Annotated in this window: 24 protein-coding genes; 15 read left to right on the plus strand and 9 right to left on the minus strand. The window is 40.0% G+C overall.

The features are described from left to right. Window positions 1–163 precede the first annotated feature (163 nt). A complete protein-coding gene (paaI, locus tag M3196_RS13030) occupies window positions 164–616 on the minus strand; it encodes a hydroxyphenylacetyl-CoA thioesterase PaaI (protein ID WP_251322754.1) in 453 nt (150 codons plus the stop codon). A gap of 137 nt (window positions 617–753) precedes the next feature. On the opposite strand from paaI, the gene M3196_RS13035 reads away from it, so the two are divergent. Beyond that, window positions 754–1,185: a DUF4395 domain-containing protein gene (locus tag M3196_RS13035; protein ID WP_251322755.1), complete on the plus strand. Its 432-nt coding sequence runs from the start codon at window positions 754–756 to the stop codon at window positions 1,183–1,185. 46 nt (window positions 1,186–1,231) lie between these two features. Here M3196_RS13035 and M3196_RS13040 read toward each other — a convergent pair whose 3' ends face one another. Then, complete coding sequence (locus M3196_RS13040; RefSeq protein WP_251322756.1) at window positions 1,232–1,996, minus strand: class I SAM-dependent methyltransferase; 765 nt, start codon at window positions 1,994–1,996, stop codon at window positions 1,232–1,234. 402 nt (window positions 1,997–2,398) lie between these two features. Between M3196_RS13040 and M3196_RS13045 the strand changes: the two genes are divergently transcribed. The 3 genes from M3196_RS13045 to M3196_RS13055 all read left to right on the plus strand — a co-directional run bounded on the left by M3196_RS13045 (window position 2,399) and on the right by M3196_RS13055 (window position 4,877). Next, window positions 2,399–3,127: an ABC transporter ATP-binding protein gene (locus tag M3196_RS13045; RefSeq protein WP_251322757.1), complete on the plus strand. Its 729-nt coding sequence runs from the start codon at window positions 2,399–2,401 to the stop codon at window positions 3,125–3,127. Continuing rightward, window positions 3,117–4,154, plus strand: coding sequence for an ABC transporter permease (locus M3196_RS13050; RefSeq protein WP_251322758.1), 1,038 nt, complete (start codon window positions 3,117–3,119; stop codon window positions 4,152–4,154). Before M3196_RS13045 ends, M3196_RS13050 begins: the two co-directional genes overlap by 11 nt. 66 nt (window positions 4,155–4,220) lie before the next feature. Further along, on the plus strand, window positions 4,221–4,877 hold the full coding sequence (locus M3196_RS13055) for a TetR/AcrR family transcriptional regulator (RefSeq protein ID WP_251322759.1): 657 nt from the start codon (window positions 4,221–4,223) through the stop codon (window positions 4,875–4,877). Window positions 4,878–4,900: 23 nt separating this feature from the next. Here M3196_RS13055 and M3196_RS13060 read toward each other — a convergent pair whose 3' ends face one another. From M3196_RS13060 to M3196_RS13070, 3 genes are all read right to left on the minus strand, one after another. Further along, window positions 4,901–5,080, minus strand: a complete 180-nt coding sequence (locus M3196_RS13060) for a hypothetical protein (protein ID WP_251322760.1) — start codon at window positions 5,078–5,080, stop codon at window positions 4,901–4,903. Between the two features lie 105 nt (window positions 5,081–5,185). Beyond that, a complete protein-coding gene (locus tag M3196_RS13065) occupies window positions 5,186–5,473 on the minus strand; it encodes a hypothetical protein (RefSeq protein ID WP_251322761.1) in 288 nt (95 codons plus the stop codon). Between the two features lie 2 nt (window positions 5,474–5,475). Next, on the minus strand, window positions 5,476–5,904 hold the full coding sequence (locus tag M3196_RS13070) for a VOC family protein (RefSeq protein WP_251322762.1): 429 nt from the start codon (window positions 5,902–5,904) through the stop codon (window positions 5,476–5,478). Window positions 5,905–6,098: 194 nt separating this feature from the next. On the opposite strand from M3196_RS13070, the gene M3196_RS13075 reads away from it, so the two are divergent. Together M3196_RS13075 and M3196_RS13080 are read left to right on the plus strand one after the other, a co-directional pair. Continuing rightward, entirely contained in the window at window positions 6,099–7,040 is a 942-nt protein-coding gene (locus M3196_RS13075; protein ID WP_251322763.1) for an MBL fold metallo-hydrolase, read from the plus strand. Further along, a complete protein-coding gene (locus tag M3196_RS13080) occupies window positions 7,033–7,401 on the plus strand; it encodes a glyoxalase superfamily protein (RefSeq protein WP_251322764.1) in 369 nt (122 codons plus the stop codon). The genes M3196_RS13075 and M3196_RS13080 overlap by 8 nt, the downstream gene beginning before the upstream one ends. A 412-nt stretch (window positions 7,402–7,813) precedes the next feature. Here the strand turns inward: M3196_RS13080 and M3196_RS13085 are convergent, their stop codons facing one another. Further along, window positions 7,814–8,974: an acyl-CoA dehydrogenase family protein gene (locus M3196_RS13085; protein WP_251322765.1), complete on the minus strand. Its 1,161-nt coding sequence runs from the start codon at window positions 8,972–8,974 to the stop codon at window positions 7,814–7,816. A 319-nt stretch (window positions 8,975–9,293) separates the two neighbouring features. Between M3196_RS13085 and M3196_RS13090 the strand changes: the two genes are divergently transcribed. The 3 genes from M3196_RS13090 (at window position 9,294) to M3196_RS13100 (ending at window position 12,515) form a co-directional block, all read left to right on the plus strand. Next, the gene (locus M3196_RS13090) at window positions 9,294–10,349 is read left to right on the plus strand and encodes a hypothetical protein (protein ID WP_251322766.1); all 1,056 of its coding nucleotides are present in this window, start codon (window positions 9,294–9,296) and stop codon (window positions 10,347–10,349) included. Between the two features lie 80 nt (window positions 10,350–10,429). After that, entirely contained in the window at window positions 10,430–11,116 is a 687-nt protein-coding gene (locus tag M3196_RS13095; RefSeq protein ID WP_251322767.1) for a response regulator transcription factor, read from the plus strand. Beyond that, window positions 11,106–12,515, plus strand: coding sequence for a sensor histidine kinase (locus M3196_RS13100; protein WP_251322897.1), 1,410 nt, complete (start codon window positions 11,106–11,108; stop codon window positions 12,513–12,515). Before M3196_RS13095 ends, M3196_RS13100 begins: the two co-directional genes overlap by 11 nt. 453 nt (window positions 12,516–12,968) lie before the next feature. On the opposite strand, the gene M3196_RS13105 is transcribed toward M3196_RS13100, so the two are convergent. Next, entirely contained in the window at window positions 12,969–13,211 is a 243-nt protein-coding gene (locus tag M3196_RS13105; RefSeq protein WP_251322768.1) for a hypothetical protein, read from the minus strand. Window positions 13,212–13,262: 51 nt separating this feature from the next. Further along, window positions 13,263–14,549 carry an MFS transporter gene (locus M3196_RS13110; RefSeq protein WP_251322769.1) on the minus strand — a complete coding sequence of 429 codons (1,287 nt, stop codon included), beginning with the start codon at window positions 14,547–14,549 and terminating at the stop codon, window positions 13,263–13,265. 143 nt (window positions 14,550–14,692) lie between these two features. Here M3196_RS13110 and M3196_RS13115 point away from each other — a divergent pair, with 143 nt between their 5' ends. The 3 genes from M3196_RS13115 to M3196_RS13125 all read left to right on the plus strand — a co-directional run bounded on the left by M3196_RS13115 (window position 14,693) and on the right by M3196_RS13125 (window position 17,428). Beyond that, the gene (locus M3196_RS13115) at window positions 14,693–15,874 is read left to right on the plus strand and encodes a DHH family phosphoesterase (RefSeq protein ID WP_251322770.1); all 1,182 of its coding nucleotides are present in this window, start codon (window positions 14,693–14,695) and stop codon (window positions 15,872–15,874) included. A gap of 136 nt (window positions 15,875–16,010) precedes the next feature. Next, window positions 16,011–16,661 (plus strand): spore coat protein, encoded by a 651-nt coding sequence (locus tag M3196_RS13120; protein WP_425310999.1) that lies wholly within the window; start codon window positions 16,011–16,013, stop codon window positions 16,659–16,661. Between the two features lie 2 nt (window positions 16,662–16,663). Next, window positions 16,664–17,428, plus strand: a complete 765-nt coding sequence (locus tag M3196_RS13125; protein WP_251322771.1) for an alpha/beta fold hydrolase — start codon at window positions 16,664–16,666, stop codon at window positions 17,426–17,428. 258 nt (window positions 17,429–17,686) lie between these two features. On the opposite strand, the gene M3196_RS13130 is transcribed toward M3196_RS13125, so the two are convergent. Next, window positions 17,687–18,127 carry a MarR family winged helix-turn-helix transcriptional regulator gene (locus M3196_RS13130; protein ID WP_251322772.1) on the minus strand — a complete coding sequence of 147 codons (441 nt, stop codon included), beginning with the start codon at window positions 18,125–18,127 and terminating at the stop codon, window positions 17,687–17,689. Window positions 18,128–18,275: 148 nt separating this feature from the next. Here M3196_RS13130 and M3196_RS13135 point away from each other — a divergent pair, with 148 nt between their 5' ends. The 3 genes from M3196_RS13135 to M3196_RS13145 all read left to right on the plus strand — a co-directional run bounded on the left by M3196_RS13135 (window position 18,276) and on the right by M3196_RS13145 (window position 21,666). Then, the gene (locus M3196_RS13135; RefSeq protein ID WP_251322773.1) at window positions 18,276–18,698 is read left to right on the plus strand and encodes an organic hydroperoxide resistance protein; all 423 of its coding nucleotides are present in this window, start codon (window positions 18,276–18,278) and stop codon (window positions 18,696–18,698) included. 166 nt (window positions 18,699–18,864) lie between these two features. Then, complete coding sequence (locus M3196_RS13140; protein WP_251322774.1) at window positions 18,865–20,241, plus strand: sigma-54 interaction domain-containing protein; 1,377 nt, start codon at window positions 18,865–18,867, stop codon at window positions 20,239–20,241. A gap of 84 nt (window positions 20,242–20,325) precedes the next feature. Next, complete coding sequence (locus M3196_RS13145; RefSeq protein WP_338082949.1) at window positions 20,326–21,666, plus strand: aspartate aminotransferase family protein; 1,341 nt, start codon at window positions 20,326–20,328, stop codon at window positions 21,664–21,666. Window positions 21,667–21,669 lie beyond the last annotated feature (3 nt).

Here is a 21,669-nt window from a genome sequence, read left to right on the forward strand (position 1 = left end):
GAGTGATGGCGAACGCGCCTCACTCCGTTTCCTGTTCCTGAGAATGGTAAAATAATCCAAATTATGTGATGATAGCAAATTTTTATGTGATGAACAGCGTTTTTTATGTGATTAACCTAGATTTTTATGTGATCATCGCAACTTTTTATGTGATTACTCCCGGCTACTCCTCTTCCCCGCCTACAAAATAGTCATTCTTCCTGTAGGACAGTGCACTTAAATGAGCAACCGTCTCGTTTGCGTTCTCAACTGTCACTTCATACCAAGATGTGCGATGATTCCGCTTGATTTCTGAAGCTTTTGCCGTTATTTTATCCCCTTTTTGGGCAGCAGCTAAGTAACCGATATTCACCGATAGCCCAACCGATGTTTTTCCATATGAATTACATGCTACTGCAAACACAAAATCGGCGATCGCAAAAAGCACTGCTCCATGCGCGGTCCCATGTGCGTTCAGCATGTTCTCCGTTATCGTCATCTCAGCCTCTGCACTTCCTGGCCCCATTTCTGTTAGTTCAATTCCCAGCCACTGGGCAAACGTGTCTTGATTCAGTTTTTCTCGGATTTCCTCAGCATATTGATAATGGACCTCTGTATCATCTCGTTTTATCTTCATCCGTATCACCTCTTATAAATGATTCTTTTATTCCGCCATAATCCCCTTCTTAAATTTAATAGTGCTTAACACTTCACATATCGACCGAATACACTTACACTATAATAACTAAACCTATAAGAAAGGTCGGAATTATTATGACAAAAAGCCCTGCTTCTATCCCTAGACCTTTAGTCCGCACGAATCAATGGTTTATTTTTTTATCAGTTGCAACCACATGGCTCACTGGTCAAGCATGGATCCTATTATTGCCGCTTAGCGCTGGAATACTTGGAATGTTCTTTAACTTTAATCCTGTGATGAGGTTCGCGAAATTATTCTTGAAAAAGAAACCCTCTGAATATATTCCTGAAGATAAAGGTCAGCAGCAATTTAACCAGTTTATCGCTATTACGTTATTAGCGATAGGATTCATCGGATACACACTAAATTGGACTGGGGTCGCTATAGCAGCAACTGCAATGGTAGCAGCTGCATCATTCATCGCTATATTAGGATTTTGCGTTGGCTGCTTTATCCGGTTCAGATGGCAGCAGTATAGGTATCAGAAAACACAAAACCAGCAATAATTTCGTATAAAAAACCATTCGCCGGAAGGGAAATGGTTTTTCTTCATTATTTTGTTGCTTCAAAAACAAAGCTTTGACGTGCATGAGTTGGTTTTTTTCCGAAATCGAAGTCAGCGCTCACAGATACATTTTTAAAACCTACGCCCTCCATAATCAGCTTCAGCTCTTCAATGCTGTACCAGCGGATCGAAAACCGCTGCAGCTCTGTTTGAATAAGACTTCCTTCACGCCATTTTTCGTATTTCAAATAAGATACTTTGTACTGTTCAAAGAAGTTCACTTCCACAAGCTTATCTTCCAACGTAATAATGTCCCCATTCGGGCAGTCTACCGTTAATGTTCGAAGCACTTTCCCCGCTTCAAAATGATCAGTCGGCAGAAAAATATCAAGGATCAAGCGGCCGCCATCTTCAAGATGCTCATACATTTGCTCCAATGCCTGTCTGGACTCTTGACGCTTTTCAATCAATAAAAAAGAGCCACCAGGGATAATAATATTTTTATATTTTTGAGGCAGATTCAGGTTTTGAAGATTGCTATGATAAAGGTTTGCCGATAATCTTTTTTCGTCGATTCTCTTTTGACAGGAAGCCAGCATCTCAGATGAGTAGTCCATCCCATCAACAGTAAGTCCTGCTTCCAAAAGCGGAATGATCACTCGGCCAGATCCGACCATGGCCTCCAAAGTGGTCCCTCCGTTTTCCTTCAGTCTGTTTGTGTAATACTCGATATCCCCGCCAAAAGACTGTCCAACCTTTTTTGTTAGATCATAAACTTCTGTACAAAGTTCTCCATAATTGCTAAAAGACATAAATTCATTCCCCCATTAGTGTTATATACACGGAGGGTCATTGTTAACGTAATTTAACCCTTCCGCACCCTCATCATTTGAACTTGGCTAGTATTGTTTTTTAACATCTCTAATCCCTCATTTCTTGTAATCTAGGTTAATTATGGGTTTTTCTGAAATTTTCGTCAATATTTTTCGCAACATCCATTACTTTGTTCAAAAAGCAGAGTGCCCCGTAAGTAAACTCCAATTAATAAATATCCCCTATTAAATAAACTTCAGGTCCCTCTTACACAAGGGATCTTTTTTTGTGAAAGAAAATGAGTGAGTACTCACTTGACATATTTTTGTCCACTGACATATGCTATACGTACGAAATGAGTGATTACTCACTTTTTATATCAACCTTCAAGGAGGTTCTATATGAACACTGTTATACAGGTTTCTAGTGTTTCAAAAAGCTTTGGAACACACCATGTTTTAGAAGAAATTTCATTAAATGTTGAAAAGAATGAAATCTACGGTTTACTCGGTCCATCCGGTGCCGGAAAAACGACTATCGTTAAGATGATTGCGGGAATTGAAACGCCCACAAAAGGAAGTATTCAAGTACTAGATACATTTATGCCCAACCTTTACAACATGACTCGTATCGGATTTATGGCTCAATCTGATGCTCTGTACACAGAATTGAGCGGAAAAGAAAACCTGGAATTTTTTGCATCCATTTACGGTTTAAAAGGTAAAAAACAAAAAGAACGATTGGAGCACACGGCTTCCCTTGTAAACCTGACTGACTTTCTAAAAAAACCGGTTCATCAATACTCAGGAGGAATGAAGCGACGCCTTTCGCTCGCTGCAGCCCTTCTGCATGAGCCAGAAATCTTAATTCTTGATGAACCAACTGTTGGGATTGATCCCGTTTTACGCCAGTCGATCTGGAACGAGCTTTACAAGTTAAGTGAAGCTGGAACAACGATTCTTGTGACGACACACGTTATGGATGAAGCAGAAAAATGCGGCAAGCTTGGCATGCTGCGTGATGGAAGATTAATAGCTTCAGGCTCTCCAAAAGAGCTTAAAGAAAGCACATCGAGCGCAACAATTGAAGATGCTTTTCTTTATTACGGAGGTGTCCGACATGAGAACTAGAGCACTTGTAAAACGAATTATCCGGCAGTTTATACGCGATAAGAGAACCCTTGCCATGATGTTTTTAGCACCATTATTCATCTTAACGCTTGTGAACCTCGTTTTTTCTGGCAACGAGTATGAGCCAGAGATCGCTGTAATAAGTGATCAGGTACAGCTTACAGAGCTGCTCGAAAAGACTGATGAAGCTTTTATTACCTATGAAAATAGTAAAATTGCAGCGGTAGATATAGAGGATGAGAAACTAGACGCGATAGTTAAGATTAATCCGCCATCAACAACTATCACGCTTGAAGGCAGTAACCCAACAGCTAATAAAGCAGTAATGGTGACGGTGGAAAAGGCACTTAAATCGTTAAATCCCGAAAACAATCAGCAAATCTCAATGAAAACAGAAATCGACTACCTGCATGGATCAGCTGAGATGGAATCCTTTGACTATATCGGACCGTTTCTTATCGGATTCTTTATTTTCTTTTTCGTTTTCTTGATCGCCGGTGTTTCGTTTTTGCGTGAGCGAACAACTGGAACGTTGGAAAGGCTGCTAGCAACACCGATGCGTCGCTGGGAAATGGTTGCTGGATATGTTCTGGGATTCGGAGTTTTTACCATAATCCAGTCTGCAATCATCGTTTCTTTTGCTATTTACGTTCTCGATATCATGATGGCCGGCTCCATCTGGTTCGTTATCTTGATTACGCTCATGCTCGCTGTAACTGCTCTTTCACTCGGAACATTATTATCAGCCTTTGCCAAAAACGAGCTGCAGATGATTCAGTTCATACCGCTCGTTGTCGTTCCGCAAGTGTTTTTCTCAGGACTCTTTAACATAGAAACGATGGCTGACTGGCTGCAGCCGTTAAGCTATCTCATGCCTCTTACTTACGGCGGCCAGGCGATTCGTGACGTTATGATTCAAGGCGGCGGCTGGTCCCAGGTCTATGACGAAGTTCTTATTCTCGCAGGCTTTTCATTGTTATTTATGGTATTAAACGTCCTTGCATTAAAAAAACACAGAAAGCTGTAACACGTTTGTCCACTGCTGAAAATGTGTCTATAATAAAAGAAATGCACGTTTAAAGGAGAAACAGTCATGTCCGATCAAGAATGGATCAAAGAACTGATGAATGACACAGGAGACACTGTCATTAGTGAAAAACAACAAAAAATATTAGCCGCTGCGATTGATACTTTTTCTGAAAAAGGCTTTGCCGCTTCATCCACTAGTGAAATAGCAAAAAAAGCCGGGGTTGCAGAAGGTACGATCTTCCGCCACTACAAAACAAAAAAGGAACTTCTCCTCGCCATTGTTACGCCGACAATGGCAAAGTTTGCAGCTCCTTTCTTTATAAAAACTTTTGCAAAAGAAGTCTTTGAGAAGGAGTATGAGCATTACGAGGATTTCTTAAGAATGATCGCGAAGAATCGTCTGGAGTTCGTAAAAAAACATTTCTCTGTATTGAAAATTTTCATCCAAGAGATTGCGTTTCACGACGAGCTTCGCGAACCCTATCAGAAGCTTTTCAATGAGCACGTATACGGGAAGTTTAAGAAAATCATCGAGCACTTTCAGGAAAAGGGAGAAATTATCGACTTGCCTCCTGAAACCATCATACGCATGTCAGCCTCAAGCATCATCGGTTACATTCTCCCCCGCTTCCTTCTCTTTCCTAACCAGGAATGGGATGATGATAAAGAGATCGAACACATCGTTGAATTTGTGATGTACGGATTAAGCGGAAAAAGATAAGAGTATACAGAAACCCGCCCGGTTTATTGGAGCGGGTTTTGTTTATCATATAATACATACTCATTTTCGAAGATTGTTGTGCTGATCGGAGTATACTGAGACAGGTTCACAGATTTTTCACTGAATGTAGGGGACAATACGCTTGCCGATGGACCAAGCAATAAATATCCGCAAATCAATACGAGTACAAGTCCCTTTTTCATACTCTCACCTCCTCAGCACATTTTTAGAAAGAAAAAAGAACCGTGAGATATCATCCCTGGTTCCAACTATGATCTTGCTATGAAATTTCCCATTTCGCTTTAATCTCAAGCATGATTTTTTCTGCGAATCGGTTTGAATGTGTTTTTTTCCTTCAGGAGGATAACAAAAAGTGAGACAGCAAGAAGCAAAAGAATCGTGCCTGTTCCTAAAAAGCCATTAGCATAAGTCGGTATATCGGCGGTTGCCACTTTATCATTGATTTCCATTCCTAAGAAATAAACGCCGATACCATCACCGTCTACGGTTTCCGCTCCAACCGCTCTTAGAGATAGACCTTGCGTCAACAACAGAACGCCTAACAAAGAGAAGATAATGCCGGTCACCCATCTCATTTTTAAACCTCCTCATAAAAAGAAGCACGCAGGTTTTTGAATGAAGGACTTAATTCACTCCATACATCAAACATGTTTCCGTCTGGATCGCAGAAAACAAAATTCTCGCCCGCATGACCGCGGTCCTCAATTTCACCAGTTTCTATGCCTAGACCTTTAAATTCCTCATGCAATTTATATAGGATATCAATTCCGTCGACTTCAAACGTTAAACAAAACCTTTTGTTGCCCTTGTAATCTGTGAAGTTAGCACTCTCATTTTGCTCAGATTTCACTAAAAAAAAGCTTTGGTTAGCTAGGTTAATAATTGCTTTATCTACATCCTGATAATTAATTTCAGCTCCCAGTTTCTCAGCATACCATTTAGCAGATAAGTTTGGATTCCGAACTGGTACATACGCAGTACCTACTCGGATTAGTTTTTCTTTCATTGATTCTCCTCCTTTAAGAAACGACATATTTAATCACAGCCGCCCAAATGATCAGCATCCCATAAAGAACACCGCATAGTTTCATAGCGTCCTCCCTTTAAATTACAATTCTTTATTCTGGAAGGAAAATCCTCCATGAACATAAAGGTATCTGCAGGTTAGGAAGAGAAAATTTAATGATAGGAGGTTATTACATGAATCTGACTGAAAATAAACATTTTGAACTTCATAAAGTAAAAGAAGGTATATATGCAGCTATTGCTAAGGATGGCGGCGGTGCCGTTGGAAATGCGGGTTTCATAGATTTGGGTGATAAAACTATCGTATTTGACACATTCAATACACAGCAAGCAGCACTGGAATTAAAGAAGTGTGCAGAAGAGATGACAAATAGGTCTGTTTCCTGGGTTGTTAACAGCCATTATCATGGAGACCACATTCGCGGAAATCAAGTTTTCCCGTCCAGCAAACTGATTTCAAGTGATTTGACCTACCAAAAAATGAAGGATATTCAGCCTGAACGTATTAAGGGACAGAAGCATGATATCGCTGGATTAGAAAATTACATACAAACGTTACAAAGCGAATATAACGAGACAAAAGCTCAAAAGACATTCACACAGATTCATTTTTTACAAGAAATCTTAGCGTCCTTGCCAACCTTGACGCTAACTCTCCCTTCTTGTACGTTCCTTGAAGCTTTTACTATTCATGGTACTGAACGGACAGCTCAGCTTTTTACAAGAGGCGCTGGTCATTCGCCTTGTGACGCGTTCTTATATCTACCAGAAGATAAGGTCATGTTTATGGGAGATTTATTATTCGTCCAAACACACCCTTCTTTCTTTGATGAATCCGATCTGGATAACTGGATGCATACGCTGCAAGAATTGAGTACCTGGAATATTCAAACAGCCGTACCTGGACATGGTCCATTAGGTACAAAATCAGATTTTCATCAAATTATTCAATACATAAAAGACGTAAAGAGGCTCGCTGAGAGTGAAAAAGATGTGGAAGACATAATAATCCCTTCTCCCTATAAAGATTGGGCTCTGAAAGAACTCTTTGTAACAAACCTAAAACAATTAAAACAACTCTTAAAAAACAAAATGGAGGCCTCTTTACATGATTAAAGCAAAAAGCATTACTCCGGTCCTTCGAATATTTGACGTAGAAAAAGCAAAAGAATTTTATTTAGACTTTTTGGAGTTTCACCTAGATTGGGAGCACCGTTATGAAGAAGATTATCCTTTATATATGCAAGTGTCATCAGGTTCTTGCCAATTCCATCTCTCAGAACATTATGGTGATTCCAGCCCTGGCATCAAAATCCGTATACAAGTTGAAGGAATTGAAGAACTGCACAATAAACTGATTTCGAAAAAATACAAGTATGCAAGACCTGGATTAGAAAAAGCTCATGGCCATCTGGAAATCAGGATTGGGGATCCATTCGGAAATAACCTTTGTTTTTACGAGCCTCAACAGAAGTAGGGTATACTCCTTCATAATGTGGATATCCCTTCTGATTATTTTTAGAAGGGATATTTCATTTTTTAGGGGGCAAATGAGGTGATTTCACAAAGAACTAAACAAGTCAGGTTGAACACATCGTAAAACGTTCAAATCATGTGCAGTTTCGGGTGCCGAAACTGTTTACAGATGATACCTTTAGGGGTATTCAGCCTTATCCAAGAGTTTGATTCCAGAAAAAAGCGGCATCAATCCAGAAATTCGGCCAGTTTATCCACGAGTTTTAGCCCTCAATCAAAAAGTTTCGGCTGTTTATCCACGAGTCTACAATCCTCGACAAATCCCGCCCCTTTACATACCCCCTCCCCACTTTATCGAACAGCAAAAAAGCCTTTAAGCTCTATGATGAGCTGAAAGGCTTTGAAGATTACAGCTATTCATTTAAAGCTCTCTTCGCCATTGCACTAATGACCATGTCATCCATCGGCGGGTTATGAAGTCCAGCACGCACATCCCGGTAATGACGCTGCAAGGGACTGGACATCGCTAAGCTTCTCGCTCCAACAATACGCATCGCCAGATCGACTACTTTTGCAGCAGAGTTTGTTGCCACATGTTTTACTGCCATAAGTGACGGTCCCATATCCATTCTCGCTTCAGGTTCGTCCACCCATTTTGCTGCCGTTGTATATAAAAGCTCTCTTGCCTTAAAGAGTTCAAGCTCCATTTCACCAATCTTTCGCTGAACTTCCGGAACTTCTGCAATAGCCCCTGGCAAACTATTCGGCTTATAATTTTTCGCAAAATTTATAGCTTCGTTGCGCGCAGCTACAGCTACACCAAGATAGCAAGCAGGGATGTGAAGCAGCCATGCTTTTGGCAGATCCAGTTTTCCGCGCTCTTCTTCAACAAGAGCTTCCTCACTTACTTTTACATCCTTCAAAACAAGGTCATCACTTCGGGTTCCCCGCATGGCGACTGTATTCCAAGTATCTTCTATAGAGACCCCCTCTTGCTTCATATCAACTAAGAAGTTTCCTTTTTTTCCTGTATCACCGATCTGAGCAGAAACAATCGCATAATCTAATGCCGGTGCCATTGAGGTGAATGTTTTGGTGCCGTTTATCACCCAATTATCACCTTGTTTAACCGCTTTTGTTTGCGGCATACCGCCACGTGTCGGACTTCCAGTGGCAGGTTCTGATGCTGCGCGGTTCACAAGGGCCAGATCTTGAACCACTTTTTCGCATAATGAACGGAACGTCTCTTCCTTCCACGTTCGCTCTTCGGCCAGTTCCAGAAAACAGCCGAGGTGCCAGCCAAGACAAAGAGCTGTTGCTGCATCACCTGCAGCGATTCTTTCTTGTAAGAGTACAAACTCATACAGACTCAATCCCTCGCCGCCAAATTCTTTCGGTATTGTTAATGATAGATATCCCGCTTTTTTAAGCTCATCTACATTTTTAAACGGAAAACTGCTTTCACGATCATATTTATCTGCACGCTCAGCGAACTTCTCAGCCAGTGCATCTATTTTCTTAAACCAATTCTGCTGCACATTATTTTTTATATATGCATCGTATAAATAGCTCACAAAACGACAATCCTTTCCTAACAAATCAGAACACTATGATTTAAAATATAGTGTATGCCTTTTTTGTAAAAAACGGCAAGGTATATGACCCATAATTCCCCTTTGACATCTTCCTGACACATTCCTTTTTTACACTTTTTACTCATAACCCTTAAATGATTTGAAGTACTTGCTTCATTTTTAATTCAAAAAAAAATGAAAGATATTTTTTATTATTCTCTTTCCTGACATGGTGCTGACATCTCCACTGGTTACATTAAGTGTACAAGGTTCGAACCTTAGAAAACCTAAACAAAACCATCTAGGAGGAAAACAATTTATGAAAAAATCAGTAATCGGTTTTACAATTGCAGGCGCACTATTGGCTGGTGGTTATGCTACCACTTCCCTTGCCGCAGACAACGATCAGACGAATTCAACATCTTCTGCCCCTAATAAATGGGAGATGAAGATAAAAGGACATGGCCATTTTGGAGGAGGATTCTTAAAAAGAAACTCAGAGAATTTGCTTGAAAAAGCGAATGGGCTAGGCATCAGCACGAGCGGTAAAGACGCAGAAACCTTAATGAAGGAAATCAGAGAAGAGCAAATCAAAAAAGAAGCGAAGGAGCTAGGTATTAATACTTCCGGAAAAGACATCGAGACATTGGCTGAAGAAGTTCAGCTGGCAAAGCTTCAAGAAAAAGCGAAAGATCTTGGTATCTCAACAAAAAATAAAGATGCGGCAGATCTGCACGAAGCCATTCACTTAGCCCAGCTTAAAAAAGAAGCAAAGGAACTTGGTGTTTCAACAGATGGAAAAAATGCTGAAACCTTAAGACAAGATATCCACCTGGCTTCTCTCAATAAAAAAGCGAAGGAACTTGGCATCTCAACTGATGGTAAAGACCTTCAAACGCTTCAACAGGAAGTGATGACTGCATCCATTAAGAAGGAAGCGAAAGAGTTAGGAATATCGACAGACGGTAAGGAAATGAGAGAACTGGCTCATGAAGTAATGTCTGCAAAAGTTAAAGCAGAAGCCAAAAAACTGAATATCACGATCGACGGAAAAGCGATTCCTGAAATCGCGATGGAAGTGCAAGAGAAAAAAGTAGAGAACCTGGCAAAAGAACTCGGAATCTCTACAAAAGACAAAACAACACACGAATTAATCGAAGCGATCCAAGAAAAAGATGCGGATAAGCTTAAAGCATTGCGCAACGATGACTTCTTCCTTCCGATTGGAAAAGGCGGGTTTGGACATGGTGGTCATCATGGTAAAGGAAAGCATCATGAAGGCGGTAAACAATTTGGTCCCGGAGCTCCTTCAGCAGCTGAAGGACAGCCGCAATTGAACGATGAAAGTCCAGTTGAAACAGGAGATGAAATTTAAGTACAATTAAGTTTTAGTGCGTCCCCAGTCTATAAAACTGGGGATTTTTCAAGTATAGTAAGGGTAACAGGAGGGGCGCCATGAAAACGATTTTATTAGTAGAGGATGAAGAAACCATCTCAAGAGTTTTGACCGTATATTTAAAACATGAAGGATATGAAGTGCTTCAGGCATTTGATGGCGAATCAGGAATTAAACAGTTTGCTGAACATACGCCTAATCTCGTTTTGCTGGATGTTATGCTTCCAGATCGAGACGGCTGGAACATCCTTCAGGAAATCCGTCAGAACAGCTCCTGCCCTGTTATTATGCTTACTGCTCTTGGTGACATCGATTACCGGTTAAAAGGATTGAATCAAGGCGCCGACGATTACATTACGAAGCCCTTTATCGGCGAAGAAGTAATTGCAAGGATTAATGCAGTATTGCGCCGTTCTGCAAATGTTTTTGAAACAGATAACATCAAACAATATGGAAGCCTCAGCCTTAATCTAGACTCTCATGTTGTTAAAATCAATGGAGAACCTGTCGTTTTAACTCCAAAAGATCTTTCCCTTCTCTTCTTTTTGGCAGCACGGCCAAATCGGACATTTACGAGAGACAATTTGATTGAGCAAGTTTGGGGGCTGGATTATGACGGCAGTGAGCGTGCTGTAGATTTAGCAATAAAACGAATCAGGCAAGCATTGGCACCTTGGCCAGATTCACAAGGTGAAATACGTACACTTCGGGGATTGGGGTATCAGTTCTGTGTCTATGAAAAATAAGAATCGAACAACATTGTTAAGATATTGGACAGCAAGATATTTATCTACCCTTTTCATAGGACTGCTGATATTAGGAGTTTGTACGATATGGTGGATCAGGCATACTGCCCTTGAGAACCGTTTAACATTAATGGAATATGTCGCAGCTGAAACGGCAGACCGAATCGCATTCACCGACAGGAACAACGATTATAATTCATTTAATAGAAGACTGGATGACAGAGCTAAAATTCTTCAAATGGACAGACCGCCAGAGTTCTTTATTACGGATATGGATGGAAATGTTCTAAATTCTAAACCGCTTCATAAGGGGCAAATGCCTAATGAGAATACCTTTTTTAGTCTTCAGAAGCTCCCCTCTGATATTTTAGAAAACGATGAAACGGTACAAAAATTACAACTGAATGAAACCCGTGTGTATGCGGTTAAAAAACCAATTGTCTATGAAGATAATCAAGCCGGCTGGGTCGTCGTTATGCAAAACGCCTCTCAATTAACCGACGTGGAACAGGAATACAAACTGCCATTCATCTTATTGATCGGACTAGGTCTGCTTGGATGGATCATAATATATTTGCTGACCAAAAAAATCGTAAAACCTATACAAGATGTAGCCCAGGCTGCTTCATTAATTAAAGACGGAAACTATGACATCCATCTCAATACCAATGCAAAAGAAAAGGAAATTCATGAACTATTAACCTCATTCGAGGAGATGACCAGCCGGCTGACTCAACTGGAAAGACTTCGTGCGGAACTGCTTGCTGGAGTTACACATGATTTGAAGACACCTGTTACTTCAATCAGCGGTCTCGTTCAGGCTGTAAAGGACGGGATTGTTTCTGAGGATGAACAAAAGGAATTTTTAGAGATTACAATGAAAGAAGTTCACCGGTTACAAAGAATGATTGAGGATCTCCTCGATTACAATTCCCTTTCTGCAGGAGCTTTTTCTATCCGAACTGAAAAAACAAATCTGAATGAACTTCTAAAAGAAATTGTCCATCACTGGAAAATCACGTTGAATGAGGAATTTGATTGCAAGGTGATTCTTCCCGATGAAAGGATCTACAAGGAGACAGACCCGCTTCGATTACAGCAAATCTTGATTAATCTCTTAAACAATGCTTATCAAGCACTTGGTAAGAATGACTCAATTATAGTATCCTTATCTAAAAATGCAATCGATGTTCAAGACACCGGATCAGGCATTCCAGAAAAAGAACAGCCATATATATTCGAACGTTTCTTCCGTGGTGAAAAGAAAAAGTTAAAAGTTAGAGGACTTGGACTTGGTTTGCCCTTTAGCAGAATGCTCGCAAAAGCCTTAGGTGCAGACCTCATTTTGAAGTCAAGTTCACCACAAGGAACGACTTTTTCAATAGATTGGAAAAAATAGACTTCAAAACGGTTTACAAGAACACTTGTTCGTGTTATCCTGAATATAGGTTAGATATTCCAACGACTAACCTCCCCACCATCGAGACCGGCCTACCCAGCCGGTCGTTTTTTATATAAAGTCTCTTTTCTAATGATTGTTATTTTTGGATGGTATGTTTAAAAACCCTTCATAGACAAGTTGCGCAAGGTGCGAGACTCCCGTGGGATTAGCTTGCCATCCACCTGAGAAAACTTCTAGCAAGGCATGCGACGAGGAAGCCCACTTCGGCAGGATATGCTTGCAGATGCAGGAGCACACGAGCTTCCTTGAATATCGAGGCTCACCGCACGCCCCGCGGAAAGCGAGCACCCTGAAGCGGAAATCAACCGCTCCCAAGAGCCACCAAGTTTCCGATCAGACAAAAAAAAAGGCTCTGCAAGCAAGTTGCTTCGCAGAAACCTTTTAATCAGATTATCGATAATCCATGCGCTGTCTTTTCATCCATAGCCACACACATGTGATGAGATGAATAGCTATTACAACGAATACCGCACCATATCTTTCTGTAATCCAGCCTACAAACCAAACTAAGGGCAATGTTAAAAATAAATTAATGAGCATTAACACCCACGATGTTCTGGCGATAGCCACGATAAAAAGAACGATAGGCAATATAATAAAAATCCAGAATAGAATACTTTGAAATAATGCCATAACTTCCCCTCCGCCTTTTATTATATAAGGGGTTCGTTACTTTCACCAGCTTTAGACAGGTACTTTTTCTTCTAATAATACTTCACCCTGGTATTCATACTCTTCTGAATCATACTTTGGCAGTGTAAATGTAAAGAAGATTCCAGTTACAAGGATCATACCGCCGATTATCCAAAATAAAGCCTCGATTGTTAATAGCTTTGGAAAGAATGCTGCAATTAATCCAAGTGTAATCGTATGTGACAGCATGTTGATTGGAGTAATCCAGCCTTGTACGCGTCCCATCATTTTAGGATCAACGATCTTTGGCAGCCAGCCTCCGATTCCAATATTAATTAGCGGTATGCTAAGACCTGTGATACCAGTAAATACAAAGAATAGTGCTATAGAATCAACTACCCCGCAAATTCCTAGCGCTAATCCGCTAATGAATAGCCCAATGATGATAGCCGTTGAAAGGTTCACTTTTTTTGCAAGCATCGAACAAAGGACACTTCCAACTAAAACAGAAATTCCAAACACGATGCCCATCCACATCATCATTTGTTCATAATTCGTTGGTGCCAGTTTGTATTTCATAATGAAGGCCGGCATAACTGAAAGTCCTCCATTTACAATACCAAACAAGAAAAAACCAAAGATCAAAGCCAGCAATAATTTTGAGCTTTTTATGTATGAAAAACCGGCACCAAAGTCTTTCCACACCATGCTTATATTGATTTCATTAAATTTGTGATTTCCATTCGGTAAACGAACTTCTTCATTCACTTTCATACTCATGATCAACAGGGCTGAAATTACATACGTTGCCAAGTCAAACGCAATCGCGCCCTGTATGCCAACACTCCAATAGATAAAGATCGCGATCATATTGCCAAACAGCATGAACAAACTGCCTACCATTTGATTTAATCCTGCAGCAATCGCATACTCACCCTTTGATAAAATACCCTGTACCATTGCTTGATCAGCTGGAAAAAAGAACTTTCCTACAGCACTGCGCAAAAATAAGATTGCAAATATTAACGGCATCCAATCAAGCCAGATTGCACCCATAAGCACCAAACAAAGAGCGGCACATATCCAGTCACAATATAAAGCAATCTTCTGCCGGTCCATCCTGTCCGCCAATACACCTACGATAAAAAAGACAGCCAGAGTCGGCAGAGAATACATCAACTCTGCGAGTGTTGCATAAAACGGCTGTTCACTGAACTTATCCAGTAAATAAAACATGAAAGCTGTAACACCTATGATACTCCCCATCATAGATGTAAACCCTGCTAAAAACAGCTTGCTGAAGTTCGGGTTCTGAAATATTTTCAGAAAATCCTTCATTTAATAACCCCCAATTATGTATGTAACAATGTTCTACTTACCATTTTCTACCTAATTCCAACTTTTGTAAATGTTTTTTTAGGTTGAACTTTAGGCATTATGACGATACTCTAGACAGAGAGCATAATAGAGAGGATACTAACATGATTCATTTATTTTCACACAATGATTTAGACGGAAAATCGTGCGGTTACCTCGCACAGCTGGCATTTGGAGACAACTGCAAAATATCATATTGTTCACACGGAACGATTAACGACCGAGTTGAACAGCTTTTGGATAATCCGAAAGAAAGAAAAACAGAAATTATTATTACCGATATCGCAGTAAACGAAGAATTAATGATGCGTCTGGATGAACGCTCGAACGCAGGCGGAAAAGTTAAACTGATTGATCATCATGCAACAGCGCTTCATTTTAATGGGTTTGATTGGGGGCATGTTCAAGTTCGTTATGACGATGATCGCCTGACTTGTGCTACCTCTCTTTTCTATGAATATTTGTTGGAGAACGGGAAGCTTAAAGATACAGGCGCTTTAAAAGAGTATGTTGAGCTGGTCAGACTTTATGACACATGGGAATGGTTTGACGAAAAGATTGAAGCCAAGCGTTTAAACGATCTGTTCTTCATCCTGCCTCCTGATAAGTTTGAAGAACAAATCATGGAACGCTTAAGAGGTGACACTTTTGAGTTTTCTGAAACCGAAAAAACGATCCTTGATCTTGAAGAAGAAAATATCGCTGACTATATTAAAAAGAAACAGCGTCAAATGGTTGAGATTTGGGATACATGGTCATTAGGTGAAGGATCTGAGGAAAAAACGTACAAGATTGGCATCCTGCATGCTGAACGCTACCATTCAGAGCTAGGCAACGAAATAAACCGGGAGAATCCTCACTTAGATCTTATCGTGATCTTAAATATCGCCAACAAGCGAATTGGACTGCGTACTATTCACGAAGAAGTGGATTGCTCGATTTACGCAAAACAATATGGAGGCGGCGGACATCCAAAAGCATCAGGTGGCACAATGACACCAGAAGCTTTTGAAAAGTTTGTGGTAGCAGCATTCCAAGAACAGCCGCGTAGAATCGATGCTCCTAAAAATGAACAGAACGTTAAAGAAAATCCGGATGGAACCATGTACGTTAATAAATACCAGGAAGTTTCAAAGGTTTATTCGGAAAATAACCAAACTTGGCTGATCACTCATAAAACACATCCGGTCGATGAATCGTTTGATAGTTTCCAGGCTGCTGAAAACTATGTTAAACGCCATTTTGAAGGCTGGCTAATGCGTGATGACGAACTCAACAATAATTAATACAAAAACTTGGCTCACTCAGGTTGTCAATCAACCAGAATGAGCCTTTTTTTTATAAATCAACATTTTTTTACTCATGATTAGACGCATTGTAGGTATCCTAATGAAGTAATTACTTTTTCAGGAGGAAAATGATATGCCTAATCCAAACCAAAATCAAATGCAGAGCGCCTCTCAAACGCCGCAAAATATTATGGGAAATCAAGCAATCAATAAAAACCACGGCGGTCACGAGTTGTTTGATGCTCATGAAGTTATTGCAGGGATTATTAGCATGCTGGATCAATATCAAATGTATGACCAGCACATTCAGGACCCGGTTTTAAAAGATATAAACCACCGTCAGTCCGCGTTTGTAACTCAAATGTACAATACGATCGTTGATTGTTTCAGTACTGGACAAGACCCGAAAGTTCCCACTCAGCCATATAAAATGAATCAAAACCATGATGTTGTTTATGGTGTTAAACCGGGACAACCGAAAAAGCCGAATCAATCCGTGAGCGACCTTTCTGACCAAGGATTATCTGCTTACATGTTAGGTAACACAAAGTCATTAGCAACTCTTTTAGCCATGACAGCACTTGAGATGACAAACCCTGTATTACGCCGTGTTGTCGCAGATAGTGTTCCTAACTTTATTGAAATGAGCTATGAGATATTCCTGTATCAAAATAAACATGGGTATTACCAGATTCCGCAATTAAATGATCAAGATATGACGCTAATGCTTCAAAGTTATACTAAAGCTCCACAGCAAAATAGTCCTGGGAATATTCCTCACTAGAGATGACGTACTTAGAAATAGATGACACTTCTTTATACTACAGTGTGAAAGGAGACGGGGTACCAATCGTTTTTATTCACCCTCCTCTTCTTACGTCTGAAAATTTCACCTATCAGGTCGACGAATTATCAAAAAACTATAAAGTCATTACCTTTGATATTAGAGGACACGGTAAAAGCGATTATTCAAGTACTCCTCTTTCTTATCCATTAATTGTTGAAGATATAAAACGATTGTTAGATCATCTTCGAATAGATAAAGCCTACTTGTGTGGTTACTCTACTGGTGGCTCTATCGTCTTGGAATTTTTACTTACATGTAATGAACGCGCCCTTGGCGGAATCATCGTTAGTGGTATGTCTGAAGCCAATGGTGTTTTAAAGGATAAAATAGAGATAGGAAGGTCTTTGGCCGGGCAAGATGCTGTACCACTTATCGCATTAGCTGTTTCAAAGACAAATTCAAATAACAAAGAGATGTTCCAGCTATTATTAACTACATCACTAAAGGGCAACGCGATAAATATCGAGCAATATTATGCCTACAGTTTAGAATACAATTGTACAGACCAGCTAGAGAACATCAATCTCCCCGTTCTACTCGTGTTTGGAAAGAAAGATCGTCAGTTCCATCCTTATGCCAAGATATTGCATAAAAAGTTAAAACAGAATGAATTAAAAATCATTGATCACGTGAAGCACCAGATTCCTACAAAAGCAGCAAATGAACTTAATCAGTTTATTAAAGAATTTATTGCATGTCATTAAACAAACAATAAAGGACTTCATAAAAACGAAGTCCTTTAATTTATTCCACGATTCAATTTATTCCACGACCGGCATGAGTAATGATAGGTCAACACGGACGTTAACTTTAACATCCGGGTAGTGCTTCCCATTTCTTTAGATTTAAATCCCAATAGTTATCCTACAATTTGAGTTATTTTTTATACAGGAATGGTTTCAATATGCATATATAGCAAAGTACACTTAGATTCTCTTAACGTGCTTAACCCCGATGTATTCTTATTTTTTATTTTGCAGTCTTGTCAGTATATCTGTCAGCGTGTCATTCAATAAGGTTAATTCATTTCTATTCATCGACATGTCTTCCACCAGTTGAGTCGGAATACATTCTGCTTTCTTTTTTAATTCGTCACCCTTTTTAGTTAAAGAAATAATCACACTCCGCTCATCTTCTGCTGATCGTCTTCTTTCTATGATTCCGTTTGCTTCCATTCGTTTCAACATGGGTGTTAAGGTACCCGAATCTAAGAATAATCGTTTTCCTAATTGTTTAACGGTCATAGCGTCTTTTTCCCATAGCAACAGCATTACCAGGTATTGGGGATACGTCATATCCAGATCCTCTAATAGGTTTCTGTACAATTTTGTGATTTCCCGTTCCACTGTATATATTTTAAAACAGATTTGGCTCTCCAGTTTTAAGTGATTATTATTTTCCATGCTATCTTCCTTTCTTCTAATCCTTCTTTTCATTATACATTAGTTTTGCACAATTTAATTGTTGACATAAACAAAGTGAAATAGTATTCTTAATTTGTAGCATTTAATTGTACACAATTTAATTTTACACAATAAAGGAGTGTTTTTAATGGAAAAGTTATATACTGCAAAAGCAACTGCAGAAGGTGGCAGAACCGGAAAGATCAAAAGTGATGATGGTGTTTTAAACCTCGAACTTTCAATGCCAAAAGCACTCGGTGGTACAGGAAAAGAAAACGCGACTAACCCAGAGCAATTGTTTGCAGCAGGATATGCAGCATGTTTTGACAGTGCACTGAACTTAGTGGCAAGACAAGCAAGGAAACGTATTGAGTCAAAAGTAACCGCTGAAGTTTCAATTGGAAAAGATAATGACGGAGGATTCAAGCTAGGAGCTGTTCTGCATGTTGGAGTGAATGGTGTAACTCAAGAGGAAGCTGAAGAGTTAGTTAAAGCAGCACATGGTGTTTGTCCGTATTCAAAAGCGACTGCCGGGAACATTGAAGTGGAATTGAATACCGAATTGTATTAGAATCCATTATTTTAAGGACCAGTCACATGGTCCTTTTTTAATTTTATTTACGTATACTCCCTCTTACCAGTATGAAACCTTTACAACTATTGATATAATTATTCAAAAATAAATAATTATTCAGAATTGAATATTTATTTCAATAGTGCTAGGAAGGAATGATTGTATGAATCATTTGAATGACTGGAACGAAAATGAACAGATTTTGCATTCTTTGAAAGATGACATTTTAATCACGAATGTCGATGGCATTATTTTAAAAGTTAGTGAGTTGACAGGGAAAATTTATGGAGTAGATTCTGAGAGCTTGCTTGGAAAATCCGTATATGACCTTGAAGCACAAGGATTGTTTACCCCCATCCTTACCCCCATTGTAGTGAAAGAAAATAAAAAAATTACGTTTGTTCAAACCACTAATCAAGGAAAAAAGCTTCTCGTTACAGGTATTCCCGTTTATAACGAAAGAGGCGAACTGTATAGAGTTGTCAGCTACTCACATGATATTACTGAACTAGCGGAATACAAAGACTTCCTGATTACGATGGAAGAAGAAATGGAAAAAGTAAAAAGCGAACTCGGCCTATTAAGGAGCAAACAGCTGCATGACGCTGGAATTATCGCGAACAGTGAAGAAATGAAAAAAGTGGTCAGTACCGCACTTCAACTTTCAGAGGTGGATGTAAATGCATTAATCCTGGGAGAATCAGGTGTTGGAAAATCACTGTTAGCCAAATTCATACATAACAAAAGCCACCGCTGCAATGGTCCCTTTATTGAAGTGAACTGCGGAGCCATACCCGATTCGTTATTCGAAGCTGAATTATTCGGATATGAGTCCGGAGCTTTTACGGGTGCACACAAAAAAGGCAAATTAGGTCTAATTGAGCTCTCTGATGGAGGAACACTATTTTTGGATGAAATCGGTGAACTTCCTCTTCATCACCAAGTTAAAGTTTTAAAAGTCATTCAGGAAAAGCAGTTTTATCGAGTAGGAGGAACAAATCCGATTAAAGTTGATTTTCGTCTAATTTCTGCTACCAATAAAGACCTTAAAAAAGCGATACAAGAAAAAGCTTTTCGAGAGGACCTATATTTTCGGTTAAATGTAGTTCCAATCACGATTCCTCCTCTTCGAAACAGAACCGAGGATATCGTTCCACTCATCCATCTCCTGCTGCAGCAATTCGCCGAAAAATATAAAAAAGACAAAAAATTAGATGAAGCCGTCATCCACCACTTGCTGCATTATAAGTGGAAGGGCAATGTAAGAGAATTGGTTAACATTATGGAACGATTAGTAGTAATCTCACCTTCTACCCTGATTACGGTTGAACAGCTTCCTGATCATTTAAAAAAGAGTCTGTCTCCTCTAAGTCCTTCTTTAGATGATCATCAAACATTGAAAGAAATATTGGACAAGACCGAAAAGGAAGTTTTATTAAACGCCAGAAAAAAATATAAAACCACGATACGAATGGCAAAAGCACTTGGTATAAGTCAGCCTTCCATTGTTAGAAAAATGAAAAAATATCAAATCATTTAATTTTTTGGCACAGAACTTGCATGGATATTCGATATAGAAACTTTTTATACAACAAGAGTTGGAACTATCCAAGGAGGTAATATTGTGTCTATAAACTGGAGTCACCTTGTAACGGAAATGCCTGATTTATTAGCACCAAGCATGGCTAAGGATCACCCGAACCTGCCTGTCGTAAAAGCGGAGGGCTGCTACTATTACGGACTCGACGGAAAGGAGTATTTGGATTTCACATCAGGAATTGCAACTGCCAACACCGGCCACCGTCATCCAAAAGTGGTACAAGCCATCAAAGACGCTGCAGACCGCCTCATGCATGGTCCGTCCGGGGTGATCATGTATGAATCCATCCTGAAGCTTGCAAAGGAACTAACACAAGTTCTGCCAGGCGGCCTTGATTGCTTTTTTTTCGCAAACAGCGGAACGGAAGCTATCGAAGGAGCCATTAAGCTGGCTAAACATGTAACAAAAAGACCCTATGTCGTTTCGTTTATCGGTTGCTTCCACGGACGATCGCTCGGTGCATTAAGTGTAACAACGTCTAAGAGCAAATACCGAAAGTTCCTTCAGCCGAACGGACTTGCTTATCAAGTTCCTTATGCGGATGTAAAAGGATGCCCGAGTGGCGTTGATCCAGAAGATTATGTCATTAAAAAGCTCGAAAAAGATTTTGAAACCCTGTTTAACCACCAGGTGACACCTGAAGAAGTGGCTTGCATGATCGTAGAACCCGTACTTGGAGAGGGCGGCTATATCATTCCGCCAAGTGGCTGGCTGAAGAAAATCCGTGAAATCTGTGACAAACATGGTATCCTCCTTATTTTTGATGAAGTGCAAACCGGTTTCGGACGCACGGGTGAATGGTTTGCTGCTCAATCATTCGGTGTCACGCCTGACATTATGGCGATCGCAAAAGGAATCGCATCAGGACTGCCTTTAAGCGCAACTGTAGCATCTAAAAATCTAATGAAACAATGGCCGCTCGGAAGTCATGGTACAACGTTCGGCGGAAACCCTATCGCTTGTGAAGCTGCTCTTGCTACAATCGCGGTTTTAAAAGAAGAAAAACTCGTTGAAAACTCTAAGAATATGGGGACTTATGCTTATGGGAAACTGAAAGAGCTGCAGCGTAATTATTCTGTCATCGGCAGCGTTAGAGCATTGGGGCTTATGATAGGTATTGAAATGGTTGATCCGTTTACCGGTAAACCTGATGGAAGTGCGCTCATGACGATTTTAGACAAATGCCTGGAAAAAGGAGTACTCTTCTATCTTTGTGGAAACAACGGTGAAGTGATCCGGATGATTCCGCCTTTAACTGTTACGAAAGAACAAATTGACCATGGGCTACAGGTACTTGAAGAAGCCATCTTTGAGTATCAGGCTGAACTCCAAGGAGAGTTAAGCGGACACTATCAGAATGCTTGATCC

Origin of the sequence: Fictibacillus nanhaiensis (assembly GCF_023715445.1) — a bacterium.
Classification (GTDB): domain Bacteria; phylum Bacillota; class Bacilli; order Bacillales; family Fictibacillaceae; genus Fictibacillus; species Fictibacillus nanhaiensis_D.

Bases quoted from the DNA above. Each gene is read 5' to 3' on its own strand.
- M3196_RS13045 (WP_251322757.1), top strand. From the start codon at position 2,399: ATGAACACTGTTATACAGGTTTCTAGTGTTTCAAAAAGCTTTGGAACA.
- M3196_RS13090 (WP_251322766.1), top strand. From the start codon at position 9,294: ATGAAAAAATCAGTAATCGGTTTTACAATTGCAGGCGCACTATTGGCT.
- M3196_RS13080 (WP_251322764.1), top strand. From the start codon at position 7,033: ATGATTAAAGCAAAAAGCATTACTCCGGTCCTTCGAATATTTGACGTA.
- M3196_RS13060 (WP_251322760.1), bottom strand. From the start codon at position 5,080: ATGAAAAAGGGACTTGTACTCGTATTGATTTGCGGATATTTATTGCTT.
- M3196_RS13075 (WP_251322763.1), top strand. From the start codon at position 6,099: ATGAATCTGACTGAAAATAAACATTTTGAACTTCATAAAGTAAAAGAA.
- M3196_RS13100 (WP_251322897.1), top strand. From the start codon at position 11,106: ATGAAAAATAAGAATCGAACAACATTGTTAAGATATTGGACAGCAAGA.
- M3196_RS13040 (WP_251322756.1), bottom strand. From the start codon at position 1,996: ATGTCTTTTAGCAATTATGGAGAACTTTGTACAGAAGTTTATGATCTA.
- M3196_RS13120 (WP_425310999.1), top strand. From the start codon at position 16,011: ATGCCTAATCCAAACCAAAATCAAATGCAGAGCGCCTCTCAAACGCCG.
- M3196_RS13050 (WP_251322758.1), top strand. From the start codon at position 3,117: ATGAGAACTAGAGCACTTGTAAAACGAATTATCCGGCAGTTTATACGC.
- M3196_RS13095 (WP_251322767.1), top strand. From the start codon at position 10,430: ATGAAAACGATTTTATTAGTAGAGGATGAAGAAACCATCTCAAGAGTT.
- paaI (WP_251322754.1), bottom strand. From the start codon at position 616: ATGAAGATAAAACGAGATGATACAGAGGTCCATTATCAATATGCTGAG.
- M3196_RS13055 (WP_251322759.1), top strand. From the start codon at position 4,221: ATGTCCGATCAAGAATGGATCAAAGAACTGATGAATGACACAGGAGAC.
- M3196_RS13070 (WP_251322762.1), bottom strand. From the start codon at position 5,904: ATGAAAGAAAAACTAATCCGAGTAGGTACTGCGTATGTACCAGTTCGG.
- M3196_RS13035 (WP_251322755.1), top strand. From the start codon at position 754: ATGACAAAAAGCCCTGCTTCTATCCCTAGACCTTTAGTCCGCACGAAT.
- M3196_RS13125 (WP_251322771.1), top strand. From the start codon at position 16,664: ATGACGTACTTAGAAATAGATGACACTTCTTTATACTACAGTGTGAAA.
- M3196_RS13115 (WP_251322770.1), top strand. From the start codon at position 14,693: ATGATTCATTTATTTTCACACAATGATTTAGACGGAAAATCGTGCGGT.
- M3196_RS13140 (WP_251322774.1), top strand. From the start codon at position 18,865: ATGAATCATTTGAATGACTGGAACGAAAATGAACAGATTTTGCATTCT.
- M3196_RS13130 (WP_251322772.1), bottom strand. From the start codon at position 18,127: ATGGAAAATAATAATCACTTAAAACTGGAGAGCCAAATCTGTTTTAAA.
- M3196_RS13065 (WP_251322761.1), bottom strand. From the start codon at position 5,473: ATGAGATGGGTGACCGGCATTATCTTCTCTTTGTTAGGCGTTCTGTTG.
- M3196_RS13135 (WP_251322773.1), top strand. From the start codon at position 18,276: ATGGAAAAGTTATATACTGCAAAAGCAACTGCAGAAGGTGGCAGAACC.
- M3196_RS13110 (WP_251322769.1), bottom strand. From the start codon at position 14,549: ATGAAGGATTTTCTGAAAATATTTCAGAACCCGAACTTCAGCAAGCTG.
- M3196_RS13105 (WP_251322768.1), bottom strand. From the start codon at position 13,211: ATGGCATTATTTCAAAGTATTCTATTCTGGATTTTTATTATATTGCCT.